The organism is Flavivirga aquatica (assembly GCF_001747085.1).
GTDB lineage: Bacteria > Bacteroidota > Bacteroidia > Flavobacteriales > Flavobacteriaceae > Algibacter_C > Algibacter_C aquatica.
The window spans coordinates 300,110-313,779 of sequence record NZ_MDJD01000034.1; the positions used below are offsets into that span (position 1 = coordinate 300,110).

A 13,670-nucleotide genomic window follows, 5' to 3' on the forward strand; every position below is an offset into this window, starting at 1 on the left:
ATGATAAGGTCGAATTTTGTCATTTAAGAGAAGGAGTTTAAAAATACAGTTTTTTTATCCTTATAAAACCTATACTTTTACCATAAATTTCACTAAAACATGTCCTTTTCAGCTCAAATAAAATCGAATTATAAACCTAAAAACTTAGCAGTAAAACTAAATGCAAAAGGAGAACAATTTGTTATTCAGGGACATCCTTGGGTATTTTCCAATAATATTACTAAAATAAACGATAATGCACGCTCTGGAGATTTAGCAATTATTTTTGGTAAAAATAAAAATCGAGTTATAGGCTTAGGGTTTTACGATGCTAATTCCCCCATACGTATTAAAATGTTACATCATGGTACTAAAAAAGTAACCATTGATGAACAGTACTTTGAAAATAAAATACAAGAAGCCTATACTAAAAGGTCACGTTTACTAAAAACAAATACTAATAGTTACCGTTTGTTATTTGGAGAAAATGATGGTTTTCCAGGATTAATAGCAGATGTTTATGCGGCTGTTTTAGTAGTGAAAATTTATTCTGAAATCTGGTTACCTTATTTAGATAGTATTATTCCAATTTTACAAGAGGTAAGTCATATAGAAACTGTTGTAGTACGTTTAAGCAGAGCTTTAGAGCAATCTAAATTACATAATATAAAAAACGGTGAAGTGGTTTATGGAACGCTTGAAAACGAAGTTGTACAATTTGTAGAACATGATGTAAAGTTTTCGGCAAATGTTATTAAAGGGCATAAAACAGGTTATTTTTTAGATCATCGTGCTAACAGAAAACAGGTAGGAGAGTGGAGTAGAGGTAAAACCGTTTTAGATGTGTTCTCTTATGCCGGTGGATTTTCGGTACATGCACTTTATAATGGAGCTAAAGAAGTTACAAGTTTAGATATAAGTAAACAGGCGTTGAAAATAGCTGTTCAAAATGGAAAGTTAAATAATTATGTAGGAATCCATAAAACTATAGCAGGTGATGCTTTTGAGGAACTTAAAGAACTCATTAAAAATAACATTTCTTTCGATGTTGTAGTTATAGACCCTCCAAGTTTTGCAAAACAAGCTTCAGAAATTGATTTGGCTAAAAAAAAATATGCACAGTTAGCTCAACTTGGTGAGAAACTAACATCTAAGAATGGCTTATTGGTTTTAGCATCTTGTTCTTCTAGAATTGTTTCCCAAACTTTTTTTGACATTAATAGCCAACTTTTATCTTCTTGTAATCGAGCATATAAAGTTATTTTAAAAACAGATCATGATACAGATCATCCCATTGGTTTTGAAGAAGGTGCTTATTTAAAATGTGGATATTATAGGTTTTTAGACTGATTGATTTATAGTAAAATATTTTTTAATACAATGATAATCATTGTGTTATTTTTTTTGTAAGAATAAAAGAAAGATTGTAATTAAAATTTATTATTATGCGTGCATAATAATTTATTATATTTGGCTATAAATACAAAAGGAAAAGTTATTGTTTAATTAATAAGTTTCCTGCCTTTGTAGGAATAGTACATATGAAAACGAAACTCACAGAACTTCTAAATATAAAATATCCTATTATTCAAGCACCAATGTTTTTGGTATCAAATGTAGATATGGTTAAAGAAGCTATGCGAAGTGGTATAGCAGGGTGTATTCCTGCATTAAACTACAGAATGATTGATGAGTTAAAAGTAGCTTTAAGAGAATTGAAAGCAGCTAAAGTTGAAGGAGGTTCTTTTGGATTTAATTTAATTGTAAACAAATCGAATTTAAAGTATAGAGGGCAGTTAGAAGTCATTTGCGATATCGGGTGTGATTTTATAATAACATCTTTAGGAAGTCCAGAAGAAACTATAAAGGAAGCTCATAAAGTAGGTATAAAAGTATTTTGTGATGTTACCGATTTAAAGTTTGCTAAAAAAGTTGAAGCTTTAGGAGCAGATGCTATTATTGCTGTGAATAATGAAGCTGGCGGACATAGAGGGAATAAATCGCCAGAAGAACTAATTAAAGAGCTCAATGAGAAATGTAGTATTCCAATAATTTCGGCAGGAGGTGTAGGATGTAAGTCTGATATTGATAAAATGATAAGTTATGGAGCTCAAGGGGTTTCTGTAGGGAGTCCGTTTATAGCTTCAATAGAAGCAGGAGTTATTGAAGAATATAAACAAGCTTGTGTTGATTATGGTGCAAAAGATATTGTAATGACAGAGCGTATTTCTGGAACACCCTGTACTGTTATTAATACGCCTTATGTACAAAAAATAGGTACTAAACAGACTTGGTTAGAGTCTATCTTAAACAAAAATCGAAATCTGAAAAAATGGGTAAAAATGATTCGTTTTTCGATAGGTATGAATGCTACAAAAAATGCAGCAACTAAAGCGACTTATAAAACTGTTTGGGTTGCAGGTCCAAGTATAGAACATACTAATAAAATATTGCCAACTAAGGAAATAATTAGACGTTTAATTAATTAACTAAGGCAACTCTTTTTTTCTTTTTTCCAACAAACAAATTAATGGTTGTACTTGCTGTTAAACCTCCTATGGTTGTTGCTACTATTTCACCAGTATCAAAACGTTCATTTTCACTAACATCAATAAGCTCTTTGGTAACTCCAGCCAGAACAGAAGTACCTAAACTCATCCAAAATGCCTTTTTTTTGTTTTTTGTAGCTGTATAAACTACGATATAAGTTGTAGCAGAAATTAAAGCTCCAGCTCCTAGATGTAGTTTATCATCTGCAGATACAAATTGAGCGCTACATATATTACTTAAAAAGAGTATTAGAGTTGTTGTAATTATTTTCATTTTAGAAGGTTGATCTTTGGTTATTTTAATGTAATTTTAATCAATATTTGTAATACGACTTATAAATACCTGATGAAATACTCTTTTATTTGATTATATGGCATTATGAAAATTAATAACCTATCTCAACTTCTTGATTTATACGGTTTTCCAAACGGAAGGGCCAAGGATAAAGTTTTATCTAGTTTAGAAAAGCATGCCATTAATTTTATTGAAATGGCTCCATTTTTGGTGCTGTCTACATCTAGTTCTGAAGGGAAATTGGACGCTTCTCCAAGAGGTGGTGTTCCAGGGTTTGTACAAGTGACTAGCGCCACAGAAATAGTTATTCCAGATGCTAAAGGGAATAATATTGTGGATAGTATCTCAAATATTGTAGAAACAGGTAATGTAGGTTTATTATTTTTAATTCCTGGGATTGATGAAACCTTGCGTTTAAATGGAAGTGCTTATGTGAGTATAGATAAATCGTATTTAGACTTATTTACTTTTGAGAAGACTCCACCAAAAGCTTGCATAGTCGTTACAGTTAAAGAGGTGTTTTTACATTGTGCTAAAGCTTTTATGCGTTCTAAATTATGGGACGAATCTGTAAAAATAAATCAAGATACGTTTCCTAGTATGGGGCAGATGTTAAAAGATCAATTGGGATCTAATAAAGTTCCAGAACCTCGTAAAGAAATGATAGAGCGCTATAAGAGAGATTTGTAGAGTTTATTCTTTACTATTTAAATGATTCTTTTTTATGTATTGTAAAGGCTTTTTCTTTTTAGATAACCATTCTTTTTAAAAATCCTGAAATATATAAGACATTTTATGTTTTGACTAAATAAAGAGAGGTATTCAAAAAATAAAGTAGAAATGTTTTAAGCCAATTCATTAATAGCCTTAATATTTACCTCATGCATACCATCAAATATTATAGTATTCAAATGAGTTTTAAATAATTTTTTAGCTTTATCAATTTCTAATGTTAACCTTTCCTTTGTTATATACTTATCTTTGGTTCCGCAAATTAAATGTGCTTTTCCAGTGTAAAATGCTAAATCTTCAACATTCAATTCTTTAGGTATTCCTCCAGAATGCAAAATAAGTTGTTGACATTGTATTTGTCTCGAAGAGACATAACGCATAGCTACGCTAACGCCTTGTGAATATCCAAATACTATAAGATTAACTGTTTTTGGTAAGTTTTCGTTTTGAAAAACAGTATCAAAATATTTCATAATGTTTTCCGTTTCAATTTTAGTATTTTCTTTAGTTAGCCAGCTAGCACCAACATGTCTAAAATTTGAGTTTATATAATATTTACTTGCAGCTTGCGGAGCAATAATATAATTTGTTTTTGGATCTAATCCTTTAAAATATTTTAAGAAGTATCTACTTAAATAGCCCATACCGTGGCAAACAAACCATACATTTTTAGTTGTTTCTGTAAGTGTATTTAAAGTAGAATAGGAATTGGTTATAGTATATAATATTTCTTTTTCTTGAGATTTCATTTACACTTATCTTTTGTATTTTTGTTAACGAGATTAAAAATACACTATTTCTATGACCTTATCTAAAGAAGCTGTTTTGGAACAAGCCAATTCAGCCTGTAAAAATACCTTAATGGAAACTTTAAACATTGAAGTTGTAGATTTTGGCGATGACTTTTTAATAGCAAAGATGCCTGTGAATTCAAGAGTACATCAACCTGATGGTGTATTACACGGAGGAGCTACAGCAGCTTTAGCAGAAAGTGTAGGTAGTTTTGCATCTCATATTTTTGTTGATACCGAAAAATTCTTTATTCGAGGTTTAGAAATAACAGCCAATCATTTAAAAAGTGTTAAAGAAGGATTTGTTTATGCTAAGGCTACTTTTTTACATAAAGGAAGAACTACGCAATTATTAGATATACGTGTAACTGATGACGTTGATAATTTAATTTCAATATGTAGGCTATCTACCATTTCGTTGCCAAAAAATAAATAATGATTTCGGAAGATTTTTTTAAGCGTATTGATGCGCAATATAAGTCGCAATATCCTTTTGTAGTTTATAGAAAACCAAATAGTATTAAAGTTAATGGTTTACTTCAAAACAATGATAATCTCTTTTTTACTGAAGACTTTATAGAAAAAGGTTTTGTGTTTTCGCCTTTTGATGATGAAAAGAAAACAGTATTAATTCCTGTAGAAGTTTCAGAAAGTATATCTACACGCTTTGATTTGTCAATAAGTATTGAAAACTCTCAATTAGAAACTTCAATAAATAAAGAAGAAAAAGAATTTCATATCAATCTCGTAAAAAAAGGAGTTGATGAAATTAAAAATTCAATATTTAAAAAAGTAGTTTTGTCAAGGAAGGAAATAGTGAGTATTTCGGGTACGAACCCTTTTACTATTTTTAAAAAACTTTTAAATAATTACACTTCCGCATTTGTATATTGTTGGTATCACCCAAAAGTAGGCTTATGGTTAGGAGCAACTCCAGAGACCTTAATTAAAATAGAAGGGAATCGATTTTCTATTATGGCATTGGCGGGTACCCAAGATTATAAAGGATCGTTAAATGTATTTTGGAAAGAAAAAGAAAAGCAAGAACAACAATTTGTAACCGATTTTATATTAGAAAATTTAAAACCATCGGTTGAGAATTTTAAAGTATCAGATGTTGAGACAGTTAAGGCAGGTAATTTGGTGCATTTAAAAACTATGATTTCAGCACAATTAAGACAGAATACTAATTTAAGGGAAATAATAACAGCTTTACATCCAACACCAGCTGTTTGCGGATTACCAAAATTGCCTGCAAAGCAATTTATTTTAAAAAATGAAGGTTATAATCGTGAGTTTTATACAGGTTTTTTGGGCGAATTAAATATAGAAACAATAGTTGCTCCGAGGTCTGGTAGGCGTAATATTGAAAATAGAGCATATGCTGTGACTAAAAAAAGCACGCAATTATATGTAAACTTACGCTGTATGCAAGTTAAAGAAGAAGATGCTATCATTTATGTAGGAGGAGGAATTACAAAAAGTTCGAACGCAGAAAGTGAATGGAAGGAAACAATTAGTAAAGCTTTAGTTATTAAAAAGGTTTTATAGGTATTAGGTTTGAGGTTAGTGTCCTAATTTGTTACTTTTGGTACTCATTATATCCAGTACATGATTTATCCAAAAATTCCACTTGCACAAACTGTAATTCAACTGTGTGAGGCTAAGGGCATAAAACATATTATTCTCTCTCCAGGTAGTAGAAATGCACCTTTAACTATTGGTTTTACAAATAACGCTTATTTTAAGTGTTATAGTATTGTTGACGAGCGTTGCGCAGCTTTTTTTGCATTAGGTATTGCACAACAATTACAAGAACCAACAGCAGTAGTTTGTACTTCTGGAAGTGCTCTTTTAAATTATTATCCAGCTATTGCAGAGGCGTTTTATAGTAATATCCCTTTAGTTGTATTATCTGCAGATAGACCTAAGCATTTAATTGGAGTAGGAGATGGACAAACGATTAATCAAAAAAATGTATTTGAAAATCACATTTTATATTCGACTAATCTAAAATTAGATTTAAAAGAAACCGACGGTGAAATAGAGGAGGAGTTGCCTATTTTTAAAAATATTGAAAATAAACTAGAAAATTTATTGGGGTTAAAACAGGGCATTCAAGAATTTAATGAATTAGAGATAAATAAAGCAATTAATGTATCGGTATTAAAACAAGGTCCTGTTCATATTAACATTCCTTTTGATGAACCATTATATGAAACGGTAGATGAATTGTATGTTAACCCTAAAGTTATAGAGGTAGATAGTCCTTTTATAGGTATTGAACCTAGTGTTTTTGACGCATGTATAGAATCATGGAATGCTTCATCTAAAAAAATGATTCTAGTTGGTGTTAATTATCCAAATCAAATCAATGAAGAATGGTTAAATGTTTTAGCTAAAGATGAAAGTATTGTTGTGTTTACAGAAACCACATCAAATTTACATCACGATAGTTTTTTTCCTAGTATAGATCAAATTATAGCACCATTAACTATTGAAGAACAACAAGATTTACAACCTGATATTCTTATTACATTTGGAGGCTTAATAGTTTCTAAAAAAATAAAAATACTGTTAAGAAAATATAAGCCTAATCAGCATTGGCATATCGATAAAAATAAAGCAAACGATACTTTTTTTAGCTTAAAACATCATATTAAATCTACACCAAATCAATTTTTTGAAGCCTTTTTTCTAAAAGTACCAAACGCTATAAAAAGTAATTATAAATCGACTTGGAGCAGTGTAAAGGCAAAGAGAATACATAAACATCAAGACTATATAAATCAAATCCCTTTTTCAGATTTTGTAGTTTTTAATAGTCTTTTAAAATCTATTCCTAATAATTATACTTTGCAAGTTTCTAATAGCTCTGCAATTCGTTATACACAATTGTTTAGCTTAAATAATACTCTTAAAGTATTTTGTAATAGAGGAACAAGCGGTATTGATGGAAGTACTTCTACAGCTATTGGAAGTGCTGTAGTTAATACTAAACCCACTTTATTGATTACGGGAGATTTAAGTTTTTTATATGATAGTAATGCACTTTGGAATAATCATTTACCAAAAAGTTTTAGAATAATTGTTATAAATAATCAAGGAGGCGGGATATTTAGAATATTACCAGGACATAAAAACACCGAAAATTTTGATACTTATTTTGAAACTAACCATAATTATACAGCAGAACATTTATGTAAAATGTATAATTTTAAGTATGAATGTGTTTCTAATGGAAATGAATTAGATGAAACTTTACAATCATTTTATGTAAAAGGTGATCAACCAAAGCTTTTAGAAGTCTTTACTCCAAAAGAAGTAAACGATGAAGTACTTTTAAATTATTTTAAATTTATAAAGTAAATATGTGACTACAAAAGATTTATTGTGTCTAAATAATAGTTAACTTTAAAACAGATATTAATTAAACAATTAAAAAGTAAATAATTATGAGTAAAAGAGATGAACTTATTGTAAAATATGCAGCCGATTTAAAAGATAAATGTGGTGTTATACCAGACATGGATTTATTGACTAAGGTAACTATTGGTTGTGGACCATCAATTTATAATGCCGATGCTTCGACAGTTTCTGGATCTGATGAATCTGAATTAGCAACAGTGAAAAATAATTTTTTAATTAAGAAATTAGGATTAAGTGACAGCTCAGATTTAGATAAAGGTATAGAGATGGTTATTGAGCAATATGGAAAATCTAATCGTAATAAATATAGAGTAGTTGTATATTATTTACTAGCAAAACATTTTGGAAAAGAATCTATTTATTAAAATATAAATTTATTGAGTTGTCCTAAAAAGGGTGACAATTTTAATAAAATTAAATCAAACCTGCGGAGGCTAACTTCACAGGTTTTTTTATTGTGCATAAAGTTAGGTGTTTTCTTATTAAGGTTTTAATGAGATGTTTTATTTAGATGAAGTTTTAAGAAGAAAGTAACCTTTCTGAGATTTCGATATTTCAAAATTTTTAAGAGTAAGTCTTGAATATGGAAAATATACGCTTTAATGAAAATAGCATTTTAGTATATAATTACTATATGTTTTTTAAATTAAGTACTTTTTAACACTTTTCGTTACGTTTGATTTTCTAATTTTAAAAAAAGGACTATTAGTTTTATATTTATTAATAAAGCTTCTCCTTCTAATATATTACCTTTGCAGAATGATACATTTAGGACAAGTAAATACATTAGAAATACTCCGTGAAACAGATCATGGCGTATATTTAATTGATAATGAAGATAACGAGGTATTGTTACCAAATAGATATGTTCCGCAAACATTTAAAATTTGGGATAAGATTGATGTTTTCGTGTATTTAGATAACGAAGAACGTCCAGTTGCTACTACAGATATGCCATATATCAAGCTCAATGATTTTGCTTTGTTACGATGTAACCAAGTGACTGATTATGGTGCTTTTTTAGATTGGGGATTGGTTAAAGAATTATTTTGCCCTTTTAAAGAGCAAGCCTTTAAAATGAAACCAGGAGGTTGGTATTTAGTACATTGCTATTTAGATGAAAGAACAAATAGATTAGTAGCATCAAGTAAAACGAATAGTTTTTTAGATAACAAAGATCTTACGGTTAGTGAATTTGACGAAGTTGATTTAATTGTATCACACCCCTCAGACATAGGTATGAATGTTATTGTAAACAAAATACATATGGGGTTAATTTATAAAGACAGTATTTATAAAGATATTAGTGTTGGAGATAAGCTAAAAGGTATTGTTAAAAAAGTGCGGCCTGGGAATAAATTAGATATTGTTTTAGGACAAATTGGTTATAGAAATATAGAACCTAATGCAGAGCGTATTATGCATGAGTTACATGATAATAGTGGATATTTAAATCTTACAGATAAATCTAACCCTGAAACTATTAAAGAGACCCTTCAAATGAGTAAGAAAAACTTCAAGAAAGCTATAGGTACGCTATATAAACAGAGGCAGATAGAAATTAAATCAGATGGTATTTATTTGGTCTAAAATAGATACCTCTTTTTTCTTAACTTTAGTGTAAACTATATTGATAGCTTCATATAGATTATCATAATTAATTTTACAACCTACGCAAAAATTATTTTCTATTTCTGCATTCATCCTACTTGCAGTATTATGACCAATCACAGCGTAAGCAGATAAATTATTTAGTTTTTTTCTAAATAGTCTCATGTCCATTAATTTTACAGAGTATGAGTTAACCCTGTTTGCTATAACACCAAATGGCTTTGATATTCCATAATAATCTTTTAATTCATTAAAAATGACTGAAGAGTTATTTATATCTATATCTACACCTTCATTAAACTCTATTATAGCTATTTGCTTTAGAAAAAAGATATTTCCTAATTCTTTTTCTACAGATTTTTGAATATGTTTTGAAAAATCAGATTCAATAATTTTCATACTTATATAACTTTTTTATTAATGAATTTGGGATTATGAAGCTATAATTTTTTTGTTTTAAACCTGGTTATGATTATAAGAACAGAATACAAAGATACTATGTCTCGATATTAAATTTAATCAAAAAATTGATCACTAAAATTATTATGATATATGTTATTTAAAGTTCTGAGGTTTAAAATATTCGTTTTTTTTTAATATCAATTTTATTAAATGTATGAGTTGAATGTTTTTTTGTTGAATTATTGTAATCTATACATAGTATATACTTACATATTGAGTAGGTAATATTTTCTTTTTTAAGGCGAGTAATATTTTGAAATCACTTTTTTTGTATTAAAAATTTATTGGTGCTAGCATTTCAAATTTAGTATTTTTGCTATATGATTAATCAAGATACCATAATTGCTTTAGCTACACCATCAGGGGCTGGAGCTATAGCTATTATAAGACTATCTGGAAAAGATGCAATAGGTTTAGTAGAGAGCCATTTTAGATCTATTTCTGGTAAGACTTTAGTAAAGCAAAAAACACATACAATACATTTAGGGCATATTATAGATAAAAATAGAACTATTGATGAAGTATTAATATCTATTTTTAAAAACCCAAATTCGTATACAGGTGAGGATGTAATTGAAATTTCGTGCCATGGTTCTAATTATATACAACAAGAAATTATACAATTATTTTTAAGAAAGGGCTGTCGTATGGCTACAGCTGGGGAGTTTACATTACGCGCTTTTTTAAATGGTAAGCTAGATTTGTCTCAGGCCGAGGCAGTAGCAGATTTAATCTCTAGCGATAATGAAGCATCACATCAGATTGCGATGCAACAAATGCGAGGTGGTTTTTCATCTGAAATAGCTAAACTCCGTGAAGAACTTTTAAATTTTGCATCTCTTATAGAGTTAGAACTTGATTTTGCTGAAGAGGATGTGGAGTTTGCAGATAGAATTCAGTTTAAAGATTTAATAGAACGTATTGTATTTGTTTTAAAACGATTAATAGATTCTTTTGCTGTTGGAAATGTTATTAAAAATGGTATTCCAGTGGCTATAGTTGGAGAGCCTAATGTTGGAAAATCAACACTTTTAAATGCGCTTTTAAATGAAGAACGTGCTATTGTTTCAGACATTGCAGGAACAACAAGAGATACTATTGAGGATGAAATTTCAATAGGAGGTATGGGGTTTCGATTTATAGATACAGCAGGTATTCGTGATACGAAAGATGTAGTTGAAAGCATAGGTATAAAAAAAACTTTCGAAAAAATTGATCAAGCTCAAGTTGTTATATATTTATTTGATGCATTGGATTTTAAAGTATCAAGCTCTAGATTTCAAGTTGAAATAGAAAAAATAAAAAATAAATACCCACAAAAGCCACTTTTAGTTATTGCTAATAAAATTGATAAGTTATCAGAGGAAGAAATTTTTAGTCTAAAATCTAAAATTTCATATGTAGAATTATTATCAGCAAAAACAAATATTGGTGTTGATACTTTACAAGAAAAGCTACTCAGTTTTGTAAATACTGGAGCATTGAGGAATAATGATACAATAGTTACTAACTCACGTCATTATGATTCTTTATTAAAGGCATTTGAAGGTATAGAAAAAGTAAAAGAAGGATTAGAGTTTGGTTTGTCTGGAGATTTATTAGCGATAGACATTAGACAAGCACTATATCATTTTGGTGAAATTACTGGCGAGATTACTAATGATGATTTACTTGGTAATATTTTTGCTAATTTCTGTATCGGTAAATAAGGGTATATCTATGATAATTAACTATTTATAATGTTAATAGCTTAGACCCTTTTGGAGATATTAAGTCAATTTACAAGCAGTTACTACATACGCCTACAATAAACAAACTTGCAGATTCAACCATATAACCATTTATGGGAGGTAGCGTAAAGCTTACCGATAGACATTCAACCTCACCACATGTTTTACATTGGAAGTGCGGATGCACGTCATTATGTGTTTCGCAAGAGCAGTCCTGACATTTCGCATACCACTTAAGACCTCCTTTACCAACAAAAGAATGCACAACACCATCATCCATAAGTTTATCCAATATACGATAAACAGTGGTTTTGTTCATTTGTGCTTCCAATAATTTAATTAAATCTACAACGGAAATTGCTTTTTCATTATTATCGAAAATATTAAGCAAGGTTTTAACCTGTTTTGTTTGTCTCGTGATACCCATAATACAAATATAACGCAACTTAGTTGCATTATGAAATAATATATTGTACTATTGCATCTCAGTTGCATTAAAATTAATTATGGCATTATTTATTACTAAATCAGATTCCATTGGGGTGCTATCTAGCGGTCTATGTTTATTACATTGTCTAGCTACACCATTTTTGTTTGTTTCGCAAACGCATATTTCACAATGTTTTGAAACAAAGCCTATTTGGTGGTCGAGCATTGATTTTATATTTATAATAGTTTCTGCTGTAGCAATATATAGAACGGTAAAAACCACGACAAGACAATGGATAAAAATTGCACTTTGGATAAATTGGTTTATAGTATTGGTTCTTATAATAAATGAAAAAATGGGATGGTTACACTTATCCGAAAGTTTTATTTATTTTCCAGCAGGTGGTTTAATATTTTTTCATATTTATAATAGTAAATACTGTCAATGTAAAAATGGAGAATGCTGCGTAAATAAAGTTTTTGAGTAATGAAAAAAATTAAAAGATTTTCTAGTTTTCTTTTAGTGGTGTTCATCTTTATGAATCACCTCATTTCATTTATTCATGCATTTGAACATCAGAATGATACTATAATAACTATTTCTTCAAATGAATTAGAGTATGACCAAAATTCTGATGTTAATGAACGTTGTTGTTTTTGTGATATATATTTTAACCTAAAGTATTCTCAACTTCAGCCTTTATCATATTCGTTAATTGTTCCTAATTATATTTCTTATCATATTATAGATAAGCAAAAGGGCATAAAAGGCATTGTTTTATTTAGGAAAAAATCAAGGTCTCCACCTTTTTCTATTACCTAGAAATTTGAGCACCTAACATATTCTGGTAGCTATATTGAAAATAGTTTGCTATGAACCTGTTTAGTTTTTTATTTATTTAGATGCTCGTTTGCCCTTTCCTTTATTAAGGCAATTCCATATATCAATTCTTTTTAATATTTACTATGCTACAAGCAAAAAACCTTAGTATGCGCTATGAAGGCAAATTAGCGCTCAAAAATCTAAGTTTTACGGTAGCTCCTGGAGAAATTTTTTGTCTATTAGGGCAAAACGGAGCTGGTAAAACTACCACAATTAATATTTTTTTAGGATTAATAGAGCCAACTTCTGGTGAGGCCTTAATAGGTAATTCTTCTATAATAAAAAACAAATCGTCAAGAAGTGCTATTGCTTATATCCCAGAAATAGTACAATTATATGGCAACTTATCTGGTTTAGAGAATTTAGAATTTTTCAGTCGATTAGCAGGGTTTGTCTATAGCCAAGAAGAACTTGCTAGTTTTTTGCAATGTGCTAATCTACAAGAGGAAGCACATAAAAAACGATTGTCAACCTATTCTAAAGGTATGCGTCAAAAAGTAGGTATAGCAATTGCCTTAGCTAAAAATGCAAACTACATTTTAATGGATGAACCTACCTCTGGTTTAGACCCCAAAGCTTCGGTGGAATTTGCAAAAATATGTAAAGAATTATCGACCAATGGCGTTGCTATTCTTATGGCTACGCATGACATTTTCAATGCCGTTAATATAGGCTCAAAAATAGGAATAATGCGAGAAGGTACTTTGGTTCATACTACCGAAACCTCAAAAATATCTGCTCAAGAACTTCAAGATTTATATATAAAAACAATTTAATCAA

General features: G+C 29.5%; 16 protein-coding genes. 12 read left to right on the forward strand and 4 right to left on the reverse strand.

The features are described from left to right. Positions 1–99 precede the first annotated feature (99 nt). Together A8C32_RS07545 and A8C32_RS07550 are read left to right on the forward strand one after the other, a co-directional pair. On the forward strand, positions 100–1,329 hold the full coding sequence (locus tag A8C32_RS07545) for a class I SAM-dependent rRNA methyltransferase (protein WP_069829821.1): 1,230 nt from the start codon (positions 100–102) through the stop codon (positions 1,327–1,329). A 191-nt stretch (positions 1,330–1,520) separates the two neighbouring features. Then, complete coding sequence (locus tag A8C32_RS07550) at positions 1,521–2,468, forward strand: NAD(P)H-dependent flavin oxidoreductase (RefSeq protein ID WP_069829822.1); 948 nt, start codon at positions 1,521–1,523, stop codon at positions 2,466–2,468. Here A8C32_RS07550 and A8C32_RS07555 read toward each other — a convergent pair. Then, a complete protein-coding gene (locus A8C32_RS07555) occupies positions 2,461–2,802 on the reverse strand; it encodes a hypothetical protein (protein WP_069829823.1) in 342 nt (113 codons plus the stop codon). The two genes, A8C32_RS07550 and A8C32_RS07555, sit on opposite strands and share 8 nt — an antisense overlap. A 105-nt stretch (positions 2,803–2,907) precedes the next feature. Here A8C32_RS07555 and A8C32_RS07560 point away from each other — a divergent pair, with 105 nt between their 5' ends. Next, positions 2,908–3,513, forward strand: coding sequence for an MSMEG_1061 family FMN-dependent PPOX-type flavoprotein (locus A8C32_RS07560; protein WP_069829824.1), 606 nt, complete (start codon positions 2,908–2,910; stop codon positions 3,511–3,513). A gap of 155 nt (positions 3,514–3,668) precedes the next feature. Here A8C32_RS07560 and A8C32_RS07565 read toward each other — a convergent pair whose 3' ends face one another. Next, positions 3,669–4,304 (reverse strand): alpha/beta hydrolase, encoded by a 636-nt coding sequence (locus A8C32_RS07565; RefSeq protein ID WP_069829825.1) that lies wholly within the window; start codon positions 4,302–4,304, stop codon positions 3,669–3,671. 52 nt (positions 4,305–4,356) lie between these two features. Between A8C32_RS07565 and A8C32_RS07570 the strand changes: the two genes are divergently transcribed. The 5 genes from A8C32_RS07570 to A8C32_RS07590 all read left to right on the forward strand — a co-directional run bounded on the left by A8C32_RS07570 (position 4,357) and on the right by A8C32_RS07590 (position 9,365). Further along, on the forward strand, positions 4,357–4,782 hold the full coding sequence (locus tag A8C32_RS07570; protein ID WP_069829826.1) for a PaaI family thioesterase: 426 nt from the start codon (positions 4,357–4,359) through the stop codon (positions 4,780–4,782). Further along, positions 4,782–5,897: a chorismate-binding protein gene (locus A8C32_RS07575; RefSeq protein ID WP_069829827.1), complete on the forward strand. Its 1,116-nt coding sequence runs from the start codon at positions 4,782–4,784 to the stop codon at positions 5,895–5,897. Before A8C32_RS07570 ends, A8C32_RS07575 begins: the two co-directional genes overlap by 1 nt. Positions 5,898–5,957: 60 nt before the next feature. Further along, positions 5,958–7,715 carry a 2-succinyl-5-enolpyruvyl-6-hydroxy-3-cyclohexene-1-carboxylic-acid synthase gene (gene menD / locus A8C32_RS07580; protein WP_069829828.1) on the forward strand — a complete coding sequence of 586 codons (1,758 nt, stop codon included), beginning with the start codon at positions 5,958–5,960 and terminating at the stop codon, positions 7,713–7,715. 86 nt (positions 7,716–7,801) lie between these two features. Then, positions 7,802–8,140 carry a DUF2853 family protein gene (locus A8C32_RS07585; RefSeq protein ID WP_069829829.1) on the forward strand — a complete coding sequence of 113 codons (339 nt, stop codon included), beginning with the start codon at positions 7,802–7,804 and terminating at the stop codon, positions 8,138–8,140. A 394-nt stretch (positions 8,141–8,534) separates the two neighbouring features. Continuing rightward, positions 8,535–9,365: a CvfB family protein gene (locus tag A8C32_RS07590; RefSeq protein ID WP_069829830.1), complete on the forward strand. Its 831-nt coding sequence runs from the start codon at positions 8,535–8,537 to the stop codon at positions 9,363–9,365. On the opposite strand, the gene A8C32_RS07595 is transcribed toward A8C32_RS07590, so the two are convergent. Then, positions 9,342–9,785: a hypothetical protein gene (locus A8C32_RS07595; protein WP_069829831.1), complete on the reverse strand. Its 444-nt coding sequence runs from the start codon at positions 9,783–9,785 to the stop codon at positions 9,342–9,344. The two genes, A8C32_RS07590 and A8C32_RS07595, sit on opposite strands and share 24 nt — an antisense overlap. A gap of 383 nt (positions 9,786–10,168) precedes the next feature. Between A8C32_RS07595 and mnmE the strand changes: the two genes are divergently transcribed. Further along, positions 10,169–11,557 (forward strand): tRNA uridine-5-carboxymethylaminomethyl(34) synthesis GTPase MnmE, encoded by a 1,389-nt coding sequence (gene mnmE / locus A8C32_RS07600; protein ID WP_069829832.1) that lies wholly within the window; start codon positions 10,169–10,171, stop codon positions 11,555–11,557. Positions 11,558–11,627: 70 nt separating this feature from the next. Here mnmE and A8C32_RS07605 read toward each other — a convergent pair whose 3' ends face one another. Then, on the reverse strand, positions 11,628–12,005 hold the full coding sequence (locus A8C32_RS07605; RefSeq protein WP_069829833.1) for a Fur family transcriptional regulator: 378 nt from the start codon (positions 12,003–12,005) through the stop codon (positions 11,628–11,630). A 79-nt stretch (positions 12,006–12,084) separates the two neighbouring features. Here A8C32_RS07605 and A8C32_RS07610 point away from each other — a divergent pair, with 79 nt between their 5' ends. From A8C32_RS07610 to A8C32_RS07620, 3 genes are all read left to right on the forward strand, one after another. After that, positions 12,085–12,495: a MerC domain-containing protein gene (locus tag A8C32_RS07610; protein WP_069829834.1), complete on the forward strand. Its 411-nt coding sequence runs from the start codon at positions 12,085–12,087 to the stop codon at positions 12,493–12,495. Then, a complete protein-coding gene (locus tag A8C32_RS07615; protein WP_069829835.1) occupies positions 12,495–12,830 on the forward strand; it encodes a hypothetical protein in 336 nt (111 codons plus the stop codon). Before A8C32_RS07610 ends, A8C32_RS07615 begins: the two co-directional genes overlap by 1 nt. Positions 12,831–12,973: 143 nt before the next feature. Continuing rightward, positions 12,974–13,666: an ABC transporter ATP-binding protein gene (locus A8C32_RS07620; RefSeq protein ID WP_069829836.1), complete on the forward strand. Its 693-nt coding sequence runs from the start codon at positions 12,974–12,976 to the stop codon at positions 13,664–13,666. Positions 13,667–13,670: the final 4 nt, after the last annotated feature.

What these genes read in the sequence shown, in the direction of transcription:
- A8C32_RS07545 (WP_069829821.1), top strand. Translation starts at nt 100, where the DNA reads ATGTCCTTTTCAGCTCAAATAAAATCGAATTATAAACCTAAAAACTTA.
- A8C32_RS07550 (WP_069829822.1), top strand. Translation starts at nt 1,521, where the DNA reads ATGAAAACGAAACTCACAGAACTTCTAAATATAAAATATCCTATTATT.
- A8C32_RS07555 (WP_069829823.1), bottom strand. Translation starts at nt 2,802, where the DNA reads ATGAAAATAATTACAACAACTCTAATACTCTTTTTAAGTAATATATGT.
- A8C32_RS07560 (WP_069829824.1), top strand. Translation starts at nt 2,908, where the DNA reads ATGAAAATTAATAACCTATCTCAACTTCTTGATTTATACGGTTTTCCA.
- A8C32_RS07565 (WP_069829825.1), bottom strand. Translation starts at nt 4,304, where the DNA reads ATGAAATCTCAAGAAAAAGAAATATTATATACTATAACCAATTCCTAT.
- A8C32_RS07570 (WP_069829826.1), top strand. Translation starts at nt 4,357, where the DNA reads ATGACCTTATCTAAAGAAGCTGTTTTGGAACAAGCCAATTCAGCCTGT.
- A8C32_RS07575 (WP_069829827.1), top strand. Translation starts at nt 4,782, where the DNA reads ATGATTTCGGAAGATTTTTTTAAGCGTATTGATGCGCAATATAAGTCG.
- menD (WP_069829828.1), top strand. Translation starts at nt 5,958, where the DNA reads ATGATTTATCCAAAAATTCCACTTGCACAAACTGTAATTCAACTGTGT.
- A8C32_RS07585 (WP_069829829.1), top strand. Translation starts at nt 7,802, where the DNA reads ATGAGTAAAAGAGATGAACTTATTGTAAAATATGCAGCCGATTTAAAA.
- A8C32_RS07590 (WP_069829830.1), top strand. Translation starts at nt 8,535, where the DNA reads ATGATACATTTAGGACAAGTAAATACATTAGAAATACTCCGTGAAACA.
- A8C32_RS07595 (WP_069829831.1), bottom strand. Translation starts at nt 9,785, where the DNA reads ATGAAAATTATTGAATCTGATTTTTCAAAACATATTCAAAAATCTGTA.
- mnmE (WP_069829832.1), top strand. Translation starts at nt 10,169, where the DNA reads ATGATTAATCAAGATACCATAATTGCTTTAGCTACACCATCAGGGGCT.
- A8C32_RS07605 (WP_069829833.1), bottom strand. Translation starts at nt 12,005, where the DNA reads ATGGGTATCACGAGACAAACAAAACAGGTTAAAACCTTGCTTAATATT.
- A8C32_RS07610 (WP_069829834.1), top strand. Translation starts at nt 12,085, where the DNA reads ATGGCATTATTTATTACTAAATCAGATTCCATTGGGGTGCTATCTAGC.
- A8C32_RS07615 (WP_069829835.1), top strand. Translation starts at nt 12,495, where the DNA reads ATGAAAAAAATTAAAAGATTTTCTAGTTTTCTTTTAGTGGTGTTCATC.
- A8C32_RS07620 (WP_069829836.1), top strand. Translation starts at nt 12,974, where the DNA reads ATGCTACAAGCAAAAAACCTTAGTATGCGCTATGAAGGCAAATTAGCG.